17 protein-coding genes are annotated in these 18230 nt (G+C 34.9%); 13 read left to right on the top strand and 4 right to left on the bottom strand.

The features are described 5' to 3' along the window. Window positions 1–74: 74 nt before the first annotated feature. The 6 genes from ABWU29_RS04910 to ABWU29_RS04885 all read left to right on the top strand — a co-directional run bounded on the left by ABWU29_RS04910 (window position 75) and on the right by ABWU29_RS04885 (window position 3330). Window positions 75–890, top strand: a complete 816-nt coding sequence (locus ABWU29_RS04910) for a hypothetical protein (RefSeq protein ID WP_015588853.1) — start codon at window positions 75–77, stop codon at window positions 888–890. Between the two features lie 62 nt (window positions 891–952). Further along, complete coding sequence (locus ABWU29_RS04905) at window positions 953–2125, top strand: porin (RefSeq protein WP_141456814.1); 1173 nt, start codon at window positions 953–955, stop codon at window positions 2123–2125. A gap of 170 nt (window positions 2126–2295) precedes the next feature. Then, complete coding sequence (locus ABWU29_RS04900) at window positions 2296–2589, top strand: transposase (RefSeq protein ID WP_007548709.1); 294 nt, start codon at window positions 2296–2298, stop codon at window positions 2587–2589. Next, the gene (locus tag ABWU29_RS04895) at window positions 2574–3008 is read left to right on the top strand and encodes an IS3 family transposase (RefSeq protein WP_141456787.1); all 435 of its coding nucleotides are present in this window, start codon (window positions 2574–2576) and stop codon (window positions 3006–3008) included. The genes ABWU29_RS04900 and ABWU29_RS04895 overlap by 16 nt, the downstream gene beginning before the upstream one ends. Window positions 3009–3011: 3 nt before the next feature. Further along, window positions 3012–3173: a DDE-type integrase/transposase/recombinase gene (locus ABWU29_RS04890; RefSeq protein WP_010082071.1), complete on the top strand. Its 162-nt coding sequence runs from the start codon at window positions 3012–3014 to the stop codon at window positions 3171–3173. Next, window positions 3166–3330 carry an IS3 family transposase gene (locus ABWU29_RS04885; protein ID WP_010082072.1) on the top strand — a complete coding sequence of 55 codons (165 nt, stop codon included), beginning with the start codon at window positions 3166–3168 and terminating at the stop codon, window positions 3328–3330. Before ABWU29_RS04890 ends, ABWU29_RS04885 begins: the two co-directional genes overlap by 8 nt. Before the next feature lie 179 nt (window positions 3331–3509). Here the strand turns inward: ABWU29_RS04885 and prfB are convergent. Beyond that, a protein-coding gene (prfB, locus tag ABWU29_RS04880; RefSeq protein ID WP_141456981.1) for a peptide chain release factor 2 occupies window positions 3510–4614 on the bottom strand; the annotation gives its coding sequence in 2 pieces (ribosomal slippage) (window positions 3510–4538 and window positions 4540–4614; 1104 coding nt in all). Window positions 4615–4767: 153 nt separating this feature from the next. Between prfB and mgtE the strand changes: the two genes are divergently transcribed. Next, window positions 4768–6138, top strand: a complete 1371-nt coding sequence (gene mgtE / locus ABWU29_RS04875; protein WP_141456983.1) for a magnesium transporter — start codon at window positions 4768–4770, stop codon at window positions 6136–6138. Window positions 6139–6393: 255 nt separating this feature from the next. On the opposite strand, the gene ABWU29_RS04870 is transcribed toward mgtE, so the two are convergent. After that, window positions 6394–7854 carry a TrkH family potassium uptake protein gene (locus ABWU29_RS04870; RefSeq protein ID WP_015589085.1) on the bottom strand — a complete coding sequence of 487 codons (1461 nt, stop codon included), beginning with the start codon at window positions 7852–7854 and terminating at the stop codon, window positions 6394–6396. 141 nt (window positions 7855–7995) lie between these two features. Here ABWU29_RS04870 and ABWU29_RS04865 point away from each other — a divergent pair, with 141 nt between their 5' ends. Together ABWU29_RS04865 and ABWU29_RS04860 are read left to right on the top strand one after the other, a co-directional pair. Then, window positions 7996–8166 carry a hypothetical protein gene (locus ABWU29_RS04865; protein ID WP_167482803.1) on the top strand — a complete coding sequence of 57 codons (171 nt, stop codon included), beginning with the start codon at window positions 7996–7998 and terminating at the stop codon, window positions 8164–8166. A gap of 95 nt (window positions 8167–8261) precedes the next feature. Continuing rightward, window positions 8262–9248: a hypothetical protein gene (locus ABWU29_RS04860; RefSeq protein WP_264378109.1), complete on the top strand. Its 987-nt coding sequence runs from the start codon at window positions 8262–8264 to the stop codon at window positions 9246–9248. Window positions 9249–9327: 79 nt separating this feature from the next. Here the strand turns inward: ABWU29_RS04860 and ABWU29_RS04855 are convergent, their stop codons facing one another. Continuing rightward, the gene (locus ABWU29_RS04855; protein ID WP_015589083.1) at window positions 9328–10344 is read right to left on the bottom strand and encodes a substrate-binding domain-containing protein; all 1017 of its coding nucleotides are present in this window, start codon (window positions 10342–10344) and stop codon (window positions 9328–9330) included. 141 nt (window positions 10345–10485) lie between these two features. On the opposite strand from ABWU29_RS04855, the gene dcd reads away from it, so the two are divergent. Beyond that, window positions 10486–11043: a dCTP deaminase gene (gene dcd, locus ABWU29_RS04850; protein ID WP_006280485.1), complete on the top strand. Its 558-nt coding sequence runs from the start codon at window positions 10486–10488 to the stop codon at window positions 11041–11043. A 5-nt stretch (window positions 11044–11048) separates the two neighbouring features. Here dcd and ABWU29_RS04845 read toward each other — a convergent pair whose 3' ends face one another. Further along, entirely contained in the window at window positions 11049–12071 is a 1023-nt protein-coding gene (locus tag ABWU29_RS04845; RefSeq protein ID WP_141456986.1) for a hypothetical protein, read from the bottom strand. A 438-nt stretch (window positions 12072–12509) separates the two neighbouring features. On the opposite strand from ABWU29_RS04845, the gene ABWU29_RS04840 reads away from it, so the two are divergent. From ABWU29_RS04840 to ABWU29_RS04830, 3 genes are all read left to right on the top strand, one after another. After that, on the top strand, window positions 12510–15836 hold the full coding sequence (locus ABWU29_RS04840) for a glycoside hydrolase TIM-barrel-like domain-containing protein (protein WP_174516821.1): 3327 nt from the start codon (window positions 12510–12512) through the stop codon (window positions 15834–15836). A gap of 57 nt (window positions 15837–15893) precedes the next feature. Further along, complete coding sequence (locus tag ABWU29_RS04835; RefSeq protein WP_015589080.1) at window positions 15894–16760, top strand: hypothetical protein; 867 nt, start codon at window positions 15894–15896, stop codon at window positions 16758–16760. Window positions 16761–16945: 185 nt separating this feature from the next. Further along, window positions 16946–18109, top strand: a complete 1164-nt coding sequence (locus ABWU29_RS04830) for a multidrug effflux MFS transporter (protein ID WP_006279533.1) — start codon at window positions 16946–16948, stop codon at window positions 18107–18109. Window positions 18110–18230: the final 121 nt, after the last annotated feature.

Genomic DNA, 18230 nt, shown 5'->3' with positions numbered 1-18230 from the left:
TAAGCATATCAATAAGTAAGTAAATCTTAATATAATCTTATTATACTTATAAATACGCTGTATAGAATGAAAGTATGGATGATTTCATAACTGCAAGAAGAAAAGATGATGCTGTGGTATCTGTTTGTCAGGATAATAAGAAAAAAAACGTGTTAATTTTAGGGCTCAATCAAGCCGCAAGGAATTTGTTAAAATACGAGGAAGGGAATTTACTTAATAAGCCGTTAATCAATATTTTAAGTGCAAGAGCAGCTGACGACATGAAGAATTATTTAGAGTATACCGAAAATGGGCACGATTTACTTGATATATTACCTAAAGTGATAGATTTTTCCTTAACTGATGCTAAAGGAGAAGATATCAGGACAAAAGTAAAAGTTTTCCGCACTGCACAATTTGCCAGTAATAAAATAAATTATGAGCTGTTAATACGTGATATCAGTTTGTCCCATAAATTAGGAATCTTTAGAGATGAATATCTAATGGGTAAGAAATATAAAAACCATGACTTATTCGATATACCGGGCAATGAGTCCACTATTTTAGAGTTATACCTTATATTGAATTTCGCCTTTCAACATCAAATTAATGCAGCTATAGGAATAATTGGCTTAAATAGTAGCTGTAGCGAGACAAATGATGCACTGAAAGTTGTCATAGAACATTTTTATAAAAATTGCCGTAGTGATGATTTTCTAGGGTATATTGATGAGAATAAAGTGCTTTTTGTTTTGATTAACTGCGATGTAAAAAGTACATCTAAAATAATTAATCGTATACATTCTGCCATTAATAAGCAGTTATTAATGCAAAAATTACCAAGTGTATCAATAATTTATGGGAATATAGCTCAAAAACAGGCAGCAAAATCTACCAGCGGTGCCTTCTGAAAAGTTGTTTTTTATTTATATTGAGTTTAAACTTAAATTTTTATAAAGATTTAAGGTTATTTATGAAGTTAAAGTACTACCTGGTAGCACTGCTTTCATCATTGTTTTTGCAGAATAGTGCTAGCTCTAAAACAATTTTGGATAAGGAAATATTTTATGCAGAACTAGACGGAAAAATAGATTTGAGATTCGGCTACGCCTTCAACAGAGATTCTTTCAATGCTAAGCCTAAGGATAAAACTTCAAGTTATTCATACTTGCGCTTTCTTTATTTACAGCAAGTTTATCCAAATACTCAAATGGGGGTTAATGTTAAGGCAGGGGTTTCTGGTATTGCAAACCTAAAAGCGTTAGACATAGAAAAGTTAGACATGGAGGAATGGTATTTTATCATAAAAAACCAGGAACTTGGATCAATTGAATATGGTAAAAGAAGTTTAGTTGGTCAGAGCATGTTAATTAACACTTCAAAAATTTATGCAGCTGCTGGAGGAGTAAATGGTCATTGGACAAACTATGCAAATTTGCGCGGTGATCATAAAAAAGATGGTGACCCTGGATATGATCAAGACAAGGTGTTCTGGGTCAAGCCCAATATTTATAGCGATTATAATGAACTCGAACTAGGGTTAAAACAATCATCAATTAACTACATCTCCCCTGAAATCTATAACTTTCAACTCGGATTCAGTTATGTTCCAGGAAAAAATAACTTACAGTACAGCAATTTAATTGCTGCTGGCCTTTCCTATAAAAACAGCTTGTCAGATGATATAGGTTTTACTACTGCCTTAACTGGTGAATTTGCAAGAGAAAATTTAACTGATTGCTCAGATGGGACTTCTAAAAATTATGAATGCCGCAATCAATTACTACACTGGAATTTTGGTTTGAAGCTAAAATTGTTCGATCTTGATTGCATTTTTTCGTATGGTAATGGTGGTAAATCTGGTGAGAAGCGTAATCCTGAAACAAATAATACGTATTATATGAATGCAGGTATCGCTTACCGTTCTGATTCTTACAAATCGAGCTTAACATATTTTAGTAGTGGTAGGGATATTGCAGGCGAAGGTACAAACGAGTTAACATCATATGCTTTAAGTCTTGAAAATTCTCTTTTTTTAGGTACTTCATACTATTTCGATATTGTAAAGTTTAGTACAAAAGAGCCTAAAATAGAAAATAACAACTCTGGTTATGTGTTCTTGGCTGGACTGAAATTAAGTTTTTAATATTGCCTCCTTCCAACACTCTTTTCTGTCATCCAAGGTAACCGTTCACAGATTTCCACTTAATTTTTCAATCTCACTCATGGAGAGGCCAGTAAACTGACCTTACCCAGAAAAAGTGGAGAGAAAGAAAAGAGTTTTTTTGGGTAAAATAAAATTTTGGAGGATTAGAAATGGTAAGAGAATATACAGCAGAATTCAAATTGGAAGCTGTTAAACTGGCAAATGAACAAAGAAAGGTAGGTCAACCAGTTGCAAAAGTAGCAAGAGATCTAGGAATAAGGGATAGTGTATTAGGAAAATGGATGAAGAAATATAACGAAAAAAAGTCAGCGGCAAATGCATTTCCAGATGTAGCACCTTATGACAAAGAGAGGTTTGATTTACAAAGCAAGAGTAACAAGGGAAAGAGACATTTAAAAAAAAGCCCTGGCCAGTCAAAAAGAGTAAAATATTTTTTTATATAGTAACTGCTATAAAGTACAGGAATTATGTAGGATTTTCTGCTAGTGGCTACTATAAGTGGACTACAAGAAAAATAAGCAGTAGAGAATCAGCAAATAAAGAGCTACTCGAAGCTATTCAAAAAATATATCAAGTTTCTAAATGTAGATATGGAGCTCCTAAAATTTATGCTGAATTGAAGGCTTTGGGTAAAAGTTGCAATTTGAAAACGGTGCAAAGTATTATGCAGAAAAATGACATCAGGGCTATACTGAGAAGAAAGTTTAAAATTAAAAAACAACAAACAGATAATAGAGCTGTAGCTCCCAATATACTAGATCAAAACTTTATTGTTGATCAACCAAATAAAGTATGGGATTACTTACATCAAAACCAAGGAGGGATGGCTATATTTGGCAGCAATAATTCTCACGTATGGTAGTTAATGAGTAGTGCAATAAATAAACAATTGGTTATGAACTCTTTATTAATGGCCATTAATAGGCGTAAACCTGTTAAAAATCTACTGCTGCACAGTGACCAAGGTTCACAATATACTGCGCAAGGGTATCAATATCTCTTAGCTGTAAAGAATATAGATGAGTAATAAAGGCTGTTGTTACGACAATTCTGTTGCAGAAAGCTTCTTTAGCTCATTGAAAAGAGAAATACTTATTGATACTTCACAACACTCTGCTCAACAAACTAGAACTGCAATATTTGAATACATAGAAATTTTTTATAACAAACAACGTCACTATTAACTATTGCATTCCAGAACAATTTGATGCATCATTCTTTTTGTAAAAAACATTCCAAACTTTCTCTCCACTTTTTCTGGGTAAGGTCACTTTTCCACTGATCATATTTAATCGCCATAACTTTACTCCTACTTTAACAATATTTTAATTATCATATATTATGGCAAGAAAGTCAACCCTACCTAATTTTGCTTAGTAAGCACACTAACTATGAAACAATCTATATTACCATCAAAAACAGAATTTATATTGCCCACTTCATGTCCGGTTCTTAAATCCTTCACCATTTGATATGGATGCATAACGTACGATCTGATCTGATTACCCCAGCCTATATCGCATTTTTTACCATATTCTTCAGCCATTTTCTGTTCTTTTTTTTCCAGTTCAATTTGGTATAAACGTCCTTTAAGTAATTTCAATGCCTCATCTTTATTTCTGTGTTGAGAACGACCATTTTGGCATTGAACTACAACACCAGTTGGAATATGCGTAATGCGTACCGCACTTTCAGTTTTGTTCACATGCTGACCGCCTGCTCCAGAAGCTCGGTAGGTGTCGATCTTTAGATCCTTTTCATCCACAGCAATATCAATTGAATCTTCTATCACTGGAGTTACTCCTACACTTGCAAAACTGGTATGACGTTTACCATTTGCATCAAACGGCGATATTCTAACCAGCCTGTGAATTCCACTTTCACTTTTTGCCCACCCATAAGCTTTTTCTCCAACGATTTTTATCATTGCAGACTTTATACCAACTGACTCTCCTTCTAATTTTTCTACAACTTCAACTTTAAAGTTGTGATAAATTTCTGCCCACCTTATATACATGCGCATCAGCATTTCAGCCCAATCATTGCTCTCGGTTCCGCCAGCTCCTGAGTGGATTTCTAAAAAGCAGTTATTATTATCTGCTTCACCAGTAAATAAGGACTCTGTTTCTTTATACTTGATTAATTTCTCTAGCTTAGCTAATTCATTTTCAACTTCAGAGAAAAATTCTTCATCATTTTCATCAATAGCAGACTTCATTAAGCTGATGGCATCGTTGTAATCGCTTTCCAGCTTTAAAAACGACTCTACGTCATTCTTAATTTTAGAACGTTCTTTTAAAACTTCTTGTGCTTTTTGGTTATCTTGCCATAGGTCATCATTCGACGCTTGGGAGTCAAGCTCTTCAAGGCGCAACTTTAATTTTTCTATGTCAAAGACACCTCCTGATAAGAGAAATACTTTTATTTAAGCTTTGAAAGTGTTCAAGAATTTCTGGATAAGTTTTCATTATACTTTAGATTTTAATATATTTACTATCAATAACAATAACAGTAAACAAAATAGAAATTTAACCATATGATAGTTAATTTAAATAATTTCATTATACTTTAATGTTTAAGGAAATCAAGCGCGTATATTTATTAAAAAATAAGGTAAAGTAATGAATATTAAAATAAGTTCTCATTATGGTTTAGACAAAAAGGCTATTGATGACTTAATAGAGTCACTTGATAACGAGGAGCTAGAGAATGTTTGTAGTATTGTAAAAACGATAGATAGCGTTCAGTTAGCTTATTTTTTATCTACTTCAATCAGTGATCACAGGGAGAAATTAGTTAATATCCTCGATCAACATTTGTTAAGTGATGCCCTAGTGCATGTAGTGCCAGATTTACAAATAGAGATCATAGAAACATTGGGAATAGAAAATACAGCAAAGTTACTAATGCTCCTTGATGTAGAAGATATAGTAACCATAGTGAAAGATTTAGATAGAAAGTCTGTAGAAAATATACTTTACTATTTGCCCAGCAAAACTCAGAAATCGGTAGAGGAGTTGCTATCATATCCAGAAGAAAGTGCAGGAAGGTTAATACATAAAGATATGGTTATAGCTCCATATTATTGGACAATAAATCAACTGACAGAATTTGTGTGCAACTATAAAAAAATACCAGAAAAATTTCACCAGATATTCATTATCAACTCAAAATTAGAGCCTATAGGCAGTGTTAATTTAAATAAGGTAATATCTCACTCAGGAGACACAATAATAAAAGAGATAATGGATCATGACATAAAAATCATTAAAACTGGAGTAGACCAAGAGGAAGTAGCAAGAATATTTAAAGATTACTCTCTATTATCGGCTCCGGTAGTAAATAAGAATGGTAAAATTATTGGTGTGATCTTAATTGAAGATGTGATAAAAGTTGTTCAACAAGAAACAGAAGAGGATGCACTCAAAATAAGCGGTGTATCTTCTAAAGCCGATATAAATGCCCCTATACATAAAACTATAATTAAAAGGCTACCTTGGTTACTGTTTAACCTCTTAGCTGCAACAATGTGTTCCATAGTAGTTGGCTTTTTCGATGATGTAATAAAAAGTTTTATAGTGCTGCCAATAATCATGCCGATAATTGCATCAATGAGCGGAAATGCAGGATCCCAAACAGTAACGCTAACCATCCGGGCAATCGCAACAAAATATCTAACTGAGCAAAATGCAAAAAGAATACTGATGAAAGAATTTTTAATAGGTCTTATAAACGGGGTGATCTTATCTACTATTTCATTAGTAGTGTTAGCAATAAGGTTTCACAACTTCAAAGTGGAGATGATTTTTGTGGTCTCCATGATTATGATGTCAATTATTGCAACGTTCATCGGAACTTTCATTCCTATAATGCTTCATCGCTTAAAGTCTGACCCTGCCGTTTCTTCTTCAATCCTAACATCGGCAACAACTGATATTCTCTCAGCTTTTATATTTCTTGGTTTAGCTACGATCTTTTTATTAAATAGCTAATACTATCTATAGCTATACCGCCGCGAACCGTCATGCCGCGATTCATTCGCGGTATCTCTTAGCATAGATCCCGCTAACAAGTAGCGGGATGACGAGAAAGGGGCTACTTGGATGACATTCTTCCTGGTGTGCCCAAATCACAATGTTCGTACATCTGTGGATTTATTCGCGGTATAGATATCGCTAACGAGTAGCGGAATGACGGTTTTTCAAATTGTCGTAAGTCAGTTTAGCTATAATATCAAGTTTCACCAACTATTTCTCTCTATTAAATAAGAATAAATTACCTATACAAAAATAGATTGGCAATATTTCAAGTCTGCCAAGCAGCATTAAAAACGATAGAAATAATTTTACTTCATTACTGAAAGAGGAATAATTACCCGAAGGACCTATTAAATTACTAAATCCCGGGCCAGAGTTTGTAAGCGTTGCAGAGACTGAACTGATGCTAGTTATAAAGTCTGCATTGCTTAAGTAAGACATCACTATTGATGAAATGGTAAACGTTAACATGAAAATTGCAAAAAATATAAAGACAGAGTGAACTTCATCATTCTCCAGAATTTTTCCATTGAATTTTACTCCATTGTCTGCATCAGGGTTTAATAAAAGGTAAAAGTAATTTCTTATAGACCTTAAAAGAACAATCAAGCGGAAGATTTTGACACCACCACTTGAAGAACCGCTACATCCACCAACAAAGGTTAGAAAAAAAGCTAAGACTGAAATGAAACTCCAATCTATATGATTACAGATTGCATAACCAGTTGACGTAATCAAGGAAGTGATGGTAAATGTGCTGCATCTAAATGATAATGACACTCCTAAATCAACATTTTTATACAACCAAAAACAAGCAAATAAAGATGAGATAGTAGCTATCTTAACAAAGTAAGAGACCTGTTCATCATAGCAAATGTCTAACCGTCTTATAATTTTTAAATAGCTAAGAAAAGGCAGAGAACCCAAAATCATAAAAACGATCGTTATGGCTTCTAGTATGGGATTATTATAGTGCCCTATAGAATCATTATAGTTAGCAAATCCACCAGTTGATACAGCAGACATTCCGTGACATATTGCATCAAATAGTGGCATACCAGCTAGATAATAGGAAAATATGCATAACAAAATTAAGCCATAATATATTGCCGTAACATGAATCACTACGCTTCGCGTGTTCGGCAACTTCCTTTTGGTAGCATCTGAATATTCAGAATAAAGTAAATTATTTAGGCTGAGAACCTTAAACATAGGAAAAACTGCAATTCCTAAAGTGATTACACCAAAACCCCCCATGCCGTGTAGCATTGCTCTCCACAGCAGTATTCCTGGAGATTGTTTTTCAATATCATTAAATATAGTTGCCCCTGTGGTTGTGATGCCAGATATCGTTTCAAACAATGCATCAACATAGCTCAGATTATCAAAATAGAAAGGAATAGCTGCAAACAGAGACAAGGCAATCCAGGTGCAACTAGTAATCGCAAAAATTGCTGGCATTCCATGCAATCTACTTAATTTACCGAGTAAAATAAAAATTGCGCCAGATGTGCAGGTAATTATGAATCCAGCGAAAAAATTTTTCCATTCGTAGCTGAGATACTTATTGGTAATAGCAGGAATAAGCATTGCTAAGCTAAATAGCAATAGGAATATTCCCACAATAAATGCAATTGAACGTAAAGTTTGTAAACGTTGATGATTTTTCATAGAGTTACTTCCTCGCTATACAAAGCCATAAAAGCTACTCTAACGTCAAGCATTTTGTTGGCCTTTATTAACAGTTATTAACAATATACTTGATTTACTTGTAAATATGTATGATAATTAAATTTTTATTAGAGGTAAGATATGGTTGAATTAACTGATGCACAAGAAGAAATTCTAGGTTCATTAAGACAGGCAGTCAGGAATGACAATTTTCAAGAAGTCCAGAACGTACTCAACAATAAGGAACATAATGATATACAAGCAGTTTTGAGCCACGAGGGGACTCTGACTAGTGACAAAGGTACCATTTAAATGATGTTATTGGCTGTACTAAAACTAGCGTTAACACTAAAGTAGGGATCATTGAACTAATTTGGAAGGAAGCTGATCAAAAAACTCGTGATTTTTTGTGTGATTACAAGGTAACAAAATCTTTTGAAGATCAACCATATTTTACGGATACAATAGATGATCTTAAACGCTTTCAAGGAAAATTTGACCCTCATAGCACAGAATATTTTGCTCTTGTACAAGTTGTTCAAAAAATAGAAGATCACAAGTGGGTAATGGATCTTGATTCCAACTTACAAGAAGCAATAGAAAACCTTGATATTGATCAAGTTAAAGCAGCATTAGAGAATTGTGGTGAAGATGTAGAAAGGGTTTTAGAGCGAGAGGTATATTGGAGTAGTGGAAGAGTAGATGCCCTTTTAGTTTATCCTCTGAAAGTTGAATATAGTGAAGAATTGAACCAAGAAGATGTGGAAAAGATAAAAGAAAGCTTTAAATTAATGTTTGATGCTGCTTCTCCAGGGCTCCTTGGGTTCGAGCCCAATGGAAATAACTATGTAATGGATAAACTTACATGTGCACAAAAACGTTTTGCTAAAATATCTGGAGTAGGTGAGCAATGCTTTCAAGATTTGATTCAAGAATTTGAGGAAAAACTTAGTAAAAATGAACTAGATAATGCCAAGATTAATGATCAGATAGCATGGGATAAAGAGTATGCGACTCGATTTTCACAAGAAATCAATCAGGATCCGTCTGAGAATGATGATCTTAACTTTATAGATGACACTGATCTAGATCAAAACACCGTAAACTCTGCACCAACTGCAGACAACAAAACCCCAGAAAAAAACGATACAAACTTCTGGAGTGAACACAAAGGGAAGATCGCTCTGGGCGTTGTTGAACTATGCGTAGTTGGTGCTATTGCAGCCTATGTGCTGGCATATCCTGTAGTTGCATTAGTTTTAGAAGTTTTAGCAGTTTCAGCATTGGCTGTACTAGCTTATATTGGAGGAGTTTGTGAGAAATCAGAAAGCCCAAATACGAAAAGCTCGGACCCGGTTGTTTCTGGGGTGTTGCAACAACGCAGAACTGTCTAATTAGTAATCCATTGTCATCCCAGCGCGCCGCGCTGGGTCTGACTACGCTAGAACAAAGAATATAAAAGAAACGTTGCCGTCACGTTATATCATAAACCTTTGCTGAAGCTTTCTTTATATCTTCACTTGAAAGTGGAATTAGACCAAGCCTAGATAGGTACCCATCTTCAATGCCGATCGAATCTATAATTTCTTTTATGAATTCTCTTAATCCATCAACAGTATCCAGGTGTTCTTTCTTTATATAAAGGTATAGAGGTCTTGCTAATATATATTTTCCCGATGATATATTTTCGTAAGTTGGCTCAATTCCTGCAATTGTGCTCCCTTGTATTTTATCTTGATTCCTCATTAAAAAGCTAAAACTAAATATCCCTAAAGCGTTCTTGTTACTTTTCAATTTTTGTATTATTATGTTTTCATTAATTCCAACTTCTATATACCTTCCGTCATCCCTTATATTACCACATGCTTTCTTTCTTTCTTCCTGATCTTTATAATTCTCTTTGAAAATTCTCGAGTTCATGCATGAATATTGATCAAGCATAATAGAATTAACCAAAGTTTCGTATGTGCCTGTATTTTGATGTGGACCATAAATTTCAATTTCTGTTTTTGGTAAGGCTTGATTTACATCAGACCAAAACTTCTTATTATTTTTTACTAATTTATCATTTTCTTGAGAATATGCAGATAAAGTTTCAAATAAGTCCTTCTTTGTGAAATCAAATCTATGGCTTTGATTTGAATTTGCAATGACAATTCCATCATAGCCAATGATGATCTCTATCACTTCATTAATTTTATTTCTTTTACATAGTTCTCTTTCTACTTCCTTCATAGGGCGAGATGAAGTGGTGATGTCTGGCGTGTCTTCCCCTATTCCTGAGCAAAACATTTTGAACCCTGATCCACTTCCTATTGATTCCACAACTGGAGTCTTAAAAGGGAATACACGATTGAACTCCTCGGCTATAAACGAGATAAAAGGAAAAACAGTTGAAGATCCAACAATTCTGATGTATTTCCTGGCATCAGCATTTGACGGCGGCGTGAATAATACGAATACAAAAATCAGGAGAAAGTTTCTAAGCATTATTTTTAGTTAAGAACATAAATCTAATTATTGTAACAAAACATCAAACTGAAAAGCTTTAATTGCATGACAAAAGCTACAGTTTACATTTAAATTTTATTTTATATTATTGTAAGTATTACACAACTTTAAGGAACAGTTATGGCAGTTATGCCAGATAAATGGATAAGAGAAAAAGCTGAAAACTTTGGAATGATAGAGCCTTTTGTGAATCACAAAAGCAGCAAAGGTGTTATATCTTTCGGACTATCATCTTACGGTTACGATGCAAGAGTGGATAATAAATTTAAAATTTTTACTAACGTTAATTCAGCCATCGTGGACCCTAAAAATTTTTCTGAGAATAGTTTTATAGATAAAGAAACAGACGTATGCATAATTCCACCAAATAGCTTTGTGCTTGCAAGTACAGTGGAATATTTTCGTATACCAAGGAATGTACTGGTCATTTGTGTTGGTAAATCAACTTACGCAAGATGTGGAATTATAGTAAACGTTACTCCCTTAGAACCTGGATGGGAAGGTCATGTCACACTCGAATTCTCAAACACCACTCCACTTCCTGCAAAAATTTATGCTAATGAAGGCGCATGCCAATTCGTATTTTTAAGCGGCGAAAGTGAATGCGAGAAATCATATGATGATATGAAAGGAAAATACATGAATCAGCATGGTATCACTTTGCCGTTAGTTAAGTGATTACTTTAGGTAAAGCGTGATATTGTTTTATTGTACTGAAGATTACTAAAATGAGTTTTAACTAATTTGTCGCATTCTTTATCACCTAAAACTGCACGTGCAGAGTGGTTTTTAAATGACTCTACATAGCTTGAAAAGAAATTTGTAGAAGGATTACTTAAAGCTTCTGCAACTTCTTTTTTTTCTTTATCATTGGAAAGCTGATTAAATAGTTCTTCTCCCTTTTTTTGCAGCTCATTTTCAAATTCCTGCTTTATAGTATTCTTATCTGCTTTTTGCAAGAAGGAAAACTCTTCAAAAGTGTACAAGGAAGAGACAATACTGTTAAATGTGCCAGTAAAACATGCACTTGAACCACGACCACCACGCACTCCGTATTCTGTTTGCGATTCTACTAAATGTTTAACCAGTTGATATTTTCTCTGTGATATGCGGGTATTAATAGCTATATTATTTGCTCTAGTTTGATCGTTGCAAGCCTTCCAAACTAAATTTAAAACTTGCTTCAATGTTAACCCGCTTCCACTATGTGTACCAGGGTTATTTTTTATACGCTTCAAGCACTCAAGTGCATGTTTTTTCTCATCTTCTGTAAGTTGATCTTTATCTGCAGCTTTTTGTGTGCCATTTGCTATGCACTCTAACTGATCAATAAATCCTTCTATTTCCTCTATAAACTTATCATCAATATCAGGCTCACCGTAGTTTTCTTTTAGCTTTTGAACGTTAATATTAATTGCATCATTTACATCAGTATCATGCGTTGTTTGTGGAATACGTGCTGCCTCCATAAATGCTTCAGCTCTTTGCTCTAACCATTCTGGTGCTTTGCCTCCTGCAAAAAGATATAGCTTACTCAATACATTGGCGATTGAGAGAAACACCAGGAAAGAAATAACAAATATTATCAAAAGTACTACAGATAAACCTATGATTAGCCACCTTACAGGAGCTAGCAGAATTTCTTTTGCTTTTTTTAATTTTGACGGTCTTTGTATGTTGTCTGGTGTATTTACTACTGCTGGCATAATTAGTTTAAGTTAATATCAATATTATTAATATACTATATTTTTTCTTATTTTGTCAACTCAAATTTCTACTTCCGCACTTTCTTATTGTTGCTTACAATGATTATAGCTACACCATGTGCTTTTCTTAATTACAAACTTCAACTATTCATTGTAAATTATTGAATTTCCTACTATTTAGTAGCAAATTGTCATCCAAGTGGCTGTAAAACGACAAATTCGTCATTCCGCTGCTTGTTAGCGGCTAAGAGATACCGCGAATGAATCGCGGTATGACGGTTAAGTACCCTGCTACGTGTTAGCAGGATCTAGAGATACCGTGACGGTATGACGGTTCGCGGCGGCATAACGATAAGCTCGTCATCCCGCTGCTTGTTAGCGGCGCGGCGGCATGACGTAGAGCCTACATTAACTATAGAAACAAAAAGGAGGATTACCATGTCTACAATAATTTTATCATCAATTTTTGGTCAAGCAGGCAGCATTTTTGGGCCAATTGGCCGGATTATCGGCTCAGAACTTGGTGCTCTTCTTGGTGCACAGCTAGATGGGGCAATGTTCGGCCTTGAAGCCGAGCAAAAAGTAACGCATGGGGCAAGGCTAAAAAATCTGCAAGTTCAAACCTCAACCTACGGCAGAACGATCCCAATTATCTATGGCACTGCTCGTGTTGCAGGGAATATTATTTGGGCACAGCCAATAAAAGAAGAGGCGATAACCACCAAAAGTAAAATTGGAAGAGGTATGAACGTTACATATAATTACTATGCAACGCTTGCAATTGCGATCTGCAAGGGGAAAGTAGAAAAATTAAACAGAATCTGGGCAGATACAACATCACTTAGCTTTGATGAAATAGATTATACTTTTTACAGCGGCAGAGAAGACCAAAATCCTGATCCATTTATGTCATCAATTGAAGGAGAGGGGAATGTGCCGGCTTATAGGGGAATATCTTACATAGTCATCAAGAATTTTCCTTTAGCAGACTATAATAATCATGTTCCGGTATTTACGTTTGAAGTGCAAACTGCAGTAAAGTCAAATGAATTTTCAGTAGCAAAAAATATTCGGAATATCAATATCATACCAGGTTCAGGTGAGTTTGTATATGATACAAAAATACAGAAGAAAATCGCGCAAGAGAAAATAAGCAGCAACCAATATATCCCATATGGGCTGGCGCAAAGGGTAAATCACAACAACCACACTAAAAAGAGCGATGCAATGCTTTCTTTGGATCAATTAAAAGAAGATTTGCCAAATGTTGAGTTGGTGTCGGTGGTAGTCAATTGGTTTGTGAATAATCTGAACATTAAAGATTGTAAAATATACCCTGCAGTTGAATTTCAAGATGATTCCGCGATATTACCTGATGATTGGCAAGTAGGGGGTGTAACCAGAGATAATGCTCAGCTAATTTCAAAAGATGCGAGTGGAAACCCAAGGTATGGTGGCACAGTTAGTGATGCAGCGTTAACTAGATATATAGAAGAGCTGCACAGCAGAGGTTATAAGGTGATGCTCTATCCAATGCCCTTACTTGATACAAAGAACAAAGAGTGGCGAGGAAGATTGAGTGGGGCTCCTGAAGATATAAGTGATTTTTTTAAGAATCAGTACAACAAATTTATAGAGCATTATGCAAGCATTGCCAAACAAACTAAAGTGGAAGGGTTTATCATTGGTTCTGAATTTGCGCAACTTACCAAAATCAGGGATGAACAAGGGAATTACCCTGCCGTTATAGAGCTGGTCAAGCTTGCAAAGCGAATAAAACTTAATCTTGGAAAAGAAGTAACAGTTACCTACGCTGCAGATTGGAGCGAATACCATTCATATGATGGTTGGTATAATATGGATGAACTGTGGTCTTCAGAGTACATCGACGTTGTTGGCATAGATGCTTATTTTCCACTGACTGATGGTCCAGAGCCTCCTTTTGGCTATTCTGCGGAAGATGTAATGGGTGGTTGGAGCAGTGGAGTGGGGTATGATTATTTCTATGATTACTCAAAGAGTGAGTCTGAAAAAGTAAAGTATAACGACAGCAGGTATGCGTGGAAAAATATAGAGAAATGGTGGAGTGAAACTCACATAAACCCCGGTGGTAGTAAAACAAAATGGCAACCAAAAATGAAAAAAATATGGTTTACTGAATATGGATTTCCCAGTATGAACGGCTGCACTAATGAGCCAAATGTGTTTGTTGACAAAGGCAGCATAGAGAGCAAATATCCACGATATTCAAACGGAGAGGTGAGCTTTCTTTCGCAAAAAATTGCAATTGAAGGAACGCTAAAAAAGTGGCAAAGTTCAGAAATGGTAGAAAAAATGTTTCTCTGGGCATGGGATGCAAGGCCATTTCCTTATTTCCCCAATTTGTGTGATATGTGGACTGACTGCCATAATTGGCAGACAGGACATTGGATTCAGGGAAAGCTTTCACAGCTTAATATTTCCGATGTTTTATCGGATCTGTTACAAAAAACAGGTTTAAAAAGCGATCAGTTCGATGCAAGCAACGTCAAAGGGTTATTGTCTGGGTATGTGATAAACGACCAGCAATCGGTACGTTCAATTATTAAAATGCTGCAAAGTTGCTATTTTTTTGATGTGGTTGAACAGGACTCTAAACTGAAATTTGTCCAAAAGGGCAGGGGAGTTACGACTGGAATACCAATTGGTGAAATGGTTTTCAGTAACAATTCAAAACTTGCTAATATCAGTCAATTAGATTTAAACAATAAAGTTAACGTCGTTTATTTTAATCGCAATTTTGGCTATCCAATTGATGTTAAATATGCTGAGTTGCCAAAGCAAGGCGCTGCTATAACAGTTGAAATACCGCTCATTATGGAGGAGGGAGAGGCGCAAAATATAGCTGAGGTTTTACTTTATTCTTCGTGGCAAGAGAGAAATATATACAATTTCAAGCTGCCGATAAAATATGCGTGGCTTGTGCCGAGTGATGTAATAACGATTTTAGACGGTGAGAAAAAGCATACGGTGAGAATTATAAAAACAAAATTCGAAAGCATGTCCATTCAAGTAATTGGCGTTGGTTATGATCACTCTATATATAAGCTTTCTTTTCCTTCAACAAGGTCACTTATGCTGAAGGAATACCCTCCCTCTCACATTAGCAAAACCATCGTAGAAATGATAGATTTACCGGATATTAAAGGTAATAGTGCAAGCTTTACTTTAATTAGTGAGGAAAAGAATTGGAAGGGAGCAACACTCTTTATTTCGTACAACGATAAGGATTATAAGCCTATTGCAAGCACAAACAAGCAGTCTACTTACGGATATGTAATGGAATCTACCGACGAGGGGCTTATAGTAGTGCTACGTTTTGGTATATTGAGTTCTTCATATAACCATTATTTAAGTGATGGTGTCATCCCAGCGCTTGACTATATTTCTCCTGGATCCCAGTGTCTGGGCACTGGGATGACGGAAGAGGGTTTTACAAGCACTAACGTTAGTACTATAAATGTAAGCAATTTAGCACTGGTTGGAAAAGAGGTGATAAAGTTCCAGAGTGCTGAACTAATAGATAAAAATAAATATAAGCTTAGCAACCTAATTAGAGGGCAAGAAGGCACCAAAGAGTATCAGCACACCACAGGTGAAAAATTTGTTCTACTTGATGATTCAATAATATCTTTTGAAGTGCAACCAGGAAAACGACTTTTCCTTAAAGCAGTGACTTATGGTGATTCATTGGATAATACGGAAGCGAAGGTCTTGAGTAATTGAAATTTAATAAAGTAAGTGCTAAAATTAATATACAGGTATTAATGGTAGAGATATAACATGTCAAAGGAAATGGTCAATGCATTGAAAGCTGAAGTGAAGAAGCTCAAATATGCTGATTTCAAAGCTAACACTTGGGACGAAGTAATTTCTGGTGAGGGAACATATAAGGATCTTAATAGAACACACGGCCTTGCTATTAACGGACAAAAAATAACTAACGAATTTATTAACAATCTGTATTCAAACCATAAAAATCTAATTCTACGGGATGAAAACGGAAAAGGGAATTATCGTCCATTTCTCAGACAAATTTTTACAGAAATGTTTAAACACGTTGGTGCAACAATTCCCAATAACTCTATTATTGAGGAGTTAATAAATAACTATTATCAGGGCGGATATACTCATTTTCTTCCTAATGATATGAATCAAGCTCTTGGATCTTTTCATTTGTCAACGCAAGGCAACTGTATGACAAGAGAGTATATTATGGATTGTCGTGAACCCAATTGTATAAAGCTTAGTTTTAGCATGAAATATACAAAAATGCTTAACTATGATGATTGTACATATATCGAAACACCAGGTTTTTGCAGTTCAGCGGAGTTTAAGCTGAAATGTAAGGATGAAAATGTGACGTATGAAGACGGTAAGGTATTGCTTACCATTCCTAAAGAGTTAGAGGACTATAAAGCTGGTGATGACGGTTTGTTTGATAAGCTTACTTATATTATAAATAAGCTTATTGAGTATTTCAAAAAACTTTGTGAGAAATTGGGCTTTGAGTTTGATACAAGAATAGAGTACGATCCTGAGCGTAATATAAAAATAGAGCATAATCTTGGTGAACCACTAAAGGTAGTAAGTGAGGCAAATGCATCTTCTGTTGAAGACTTAAAGCTTAAAGTGAATAATCAAAGATAAGGTATTGAAATTCAGGCTTTTCATGATTTTAGCTTAAGATTTCAGTGTCCGCTACTCGAATGACATCGTTTACTATGTAACATTGTACTTATACTAATGAAAAAAATACATTATAATTAAGTATATTTAATCCAGTAAATCATTAAGTGAAAACAGCTCTTCCGCAAAATATCATCTCTCTTATTATGATATTGTCTGTAGCAATTGTCGATATGGCAACTGACCTATACTCAGTTGCACTACCAAGCATTGCCAATTATTTTAAAGTAGAAGGCAGTGTAGTGCAGCTTACAATTAGCTTGAATCTAGTTGGATTTGCAGTATCTGGCTTAATTTATGGTCCATTATCGGACCATTATGGTAGGCGTCCAATGATGCTGATTGGTATGACAATTTTTACTTTGGCAAGTGTCATGTGTTATATAGCCGACAGTATTGCGCTCTTGATACTAATTCGCTTCATACAAGGAACAGGGGCTGGTGTTGCAGGTGTTGTTGGGTATGCAGCAATAAGGGATATGTACTCGGGTAGTGAATACTCGAGAGTCATTTCAAAATTAAATATGGTTGTGGCACTCTCACCTGGAATAGCTCCAGTGGTGGGCAGTTATATAATTTCACATGGGTATAGTTGGAAATTTTTGTTTTTTATTATATCACTTGCAGCAATTGCTATACTTATTTTTATCTACTTTAAGTTACAAGAAACACTCACTGTAAATAAAAATGAAACCAGTATAACTAACATAACTACTAATATCTGCAAGCAATATATATCAATATTTAGAAATTATCGTTTCCTTGGGTTTTCAGCCATTCATGGATTAACTTTCATGTGGCTTTGGGCATACATTGCTAACTACCCTTTCATATTTGAATCGATGGGCATTGAAGTACAGTATTTTGGCTACCTCATATCGATCATAGTCATATTTTACATAATTGGAACTTTAATTAATAGAAGGTATGTACCAAAAGTAGGGGTTAGCAAAATGCTAATAATAGGTTTGGTGTTACCGATAATATCCGATAGTTTATTGGTATATTTTTATTTCGCGGACAAGTTAAATATATTAATTCTTCAAACTGTTTGGATTCCAGCCAATATCGGACTTGCATTAATAATAAGCAATAACGTAACTTCTGCTTTAGAAACGATCAAAGGTATAGGGCTTGGTAGTGCAGTTCTCTCATTCTGCAATATGATGTTTGGGGCTATTGGAATATATATAGTAGGAAAATTTTTTCGCTATGGTATTTTACCAAATTTACTATTAACAATAGCATGCTCTACAATTGCAATTCTTATGTACAGCCAGCTCAAATGTACTGAAAAACACAGGGAATAACCATTATTTGCGTGATCCAGAGCTCATGGGTTATTAATGACTTTATCATGATAATATAATTTTACAGGGGGTGAGAGCTCATAGATTATTAACGGCTTTATCATAACAATATAGTTTTACA

Origin of the sequence: Wolbachia endosymbiont (group A) of Phasia obesa (assembly GCF_964028125.1) — a bacterium.
In the GTDB taxonomy this organism is placed as follows: domain Bacteria; phylum Pseudomonadota; class Alphaproteobacteria; order Rickettsiales; family Anaplasmataceae; genus Wolbachia; species Wolbachia pipientis.
This window is presented reverse-complemented; position numbering and strand designations above follow the sequence as displayed.